At 38.9% G+C, this 1,157-nt stretch carries 2 protein-coding genes; both read left to right on the forward strand.

Going from position 1 to position 1,157, the window contains the following annotated elements:
* Positions 1 to 794 (forward strand): phage/plasmid replication protein, II/X family (locus tag OKC24_RS19695; protein WP_265466289.1); only part of this gene is annotated, 794 nt, incomplete at its 5' end.
* A gap of 13 nt (positions 795 to 807) precedes the next feature.
* Positions 808 to 1,104 (forward strand): hypothetical protein, encoded by a 297-nt coding sequence (locus OKC24_RS19700; protein ID WP_265466290.1) that lies wholly within the window; start codon positions 808 to 810, stop codon positions 1,102 to 1,104.
* The last annotated feature ends 53 nt before the right edge of the window (positions 1,105 to 1,157 follow it).

A 1,157-nucleotide genomic window follows, 5' to 3' on the forward strand; every position in this document is an offset into this window, starting at 1 on the left:
TTATAAATACGCTTTTAGTTGTTCAAACAAGTGGAACCACCTCTAATCTTGCTTCGGGACACCGTAAAGCACGCCAAGTTAAATATGAAAACTACATTACTTGGGGCAATGATGCTGCCAGTGTTCGACCTAAAGCCTATGGCAAATTTGAAGAAGTAAAAAGCCAGTTAAATAAGATTCAGAAACAAGCAGATAAGGGCTGTATGCGCTCTAAGTCGCTTGTAATGGCTATGCATGATGCTTTGCCTTTTGCGAATGCCGTTTTACGTCTTGAAGCTCGTATTTGTAAAACCTATCTGACTAAAAACGGTTATCCGTCAAATTTATTTCAGTTAATCAAGTTGCAACATGAACAGCCAGAATTATTGCTACGCCTCTGGCACGTAGCTTTTGACCCGATCCTAGACACAATGAAGGGTAAATATATGAATTTTTCGTCTGATGGAGAAATCTTAGATTTACTTAAATCTAAGCTAGTTACTTATACCAAAACAGGTAAACCAAGTTATACCAAAGCAATGAATGCTATGAAATTTTATTCATTGGTTCGTCAAATGGGTTTATCAGCAACTCAGAAAATATATAGCAAAGCTCAATATCACAAGTCTCTAAACTCGCTTTTAGACTGTGAAATTTCATTGGGTCATTTACAGAACCTTGCCAAGAATCCAAACGGCAAAGTCATTCCATTTGTTCGCATGTTCGAACTCAAGATGTGCGACCAACAGCCGTCTGATTATCAAATTCCAGTTTCACAATACAGCCCGAAATCGGGTTTACATTTAGTTGCCTGAGGAGGCTTTAACCATGCAAGTTCAATTTAATACACGCACCATTTTGCCATCTGTTTACCGCACCGAAAAAGACGGTAAAGAGAAGGTTTATCTGTCTACAACAGTATTTTCACCACAGCGTTACAACTTGTCTCCAGCAGCAGGCGTTATGCCAGTCGAACAGATCGAAGCTGTTTTGGCTGAGTGCGCAGACAACGCTCAGGAAGTAGAAATTCAGTTTGTAGAGTCACAAACAAAGTTCGGCGCTCAAATGCAAATTTTCAGTGTTAAGCCTTTGGCTAAGAAAAACATAATGGAATCAAAGCCTTAAAATACAATATTTCGTATAATGTAGCCGTGATTATGTTACTTGCATTAACGCTC

The sequence above is a fragment of the Acinetobacter entericus genome (assembly GCF_026168575.1).
Classification (GTDB): Bacteria; Pseudomonadota; Gammaproteobacteria; order Pseudomonadales; family Moraxellaceae; genus Acinetobacter; species Acinetobacter bouvetii.

Excerpts from the sequence above, each read along its gene's own strand:
- OKC24_RS19700 (WP_265466290.1), top strand. The coding sequence starts at position 808 with ATGCAAGTTCAATTTAATACACGCACCATTTTGCCATCTGTTTACCGC.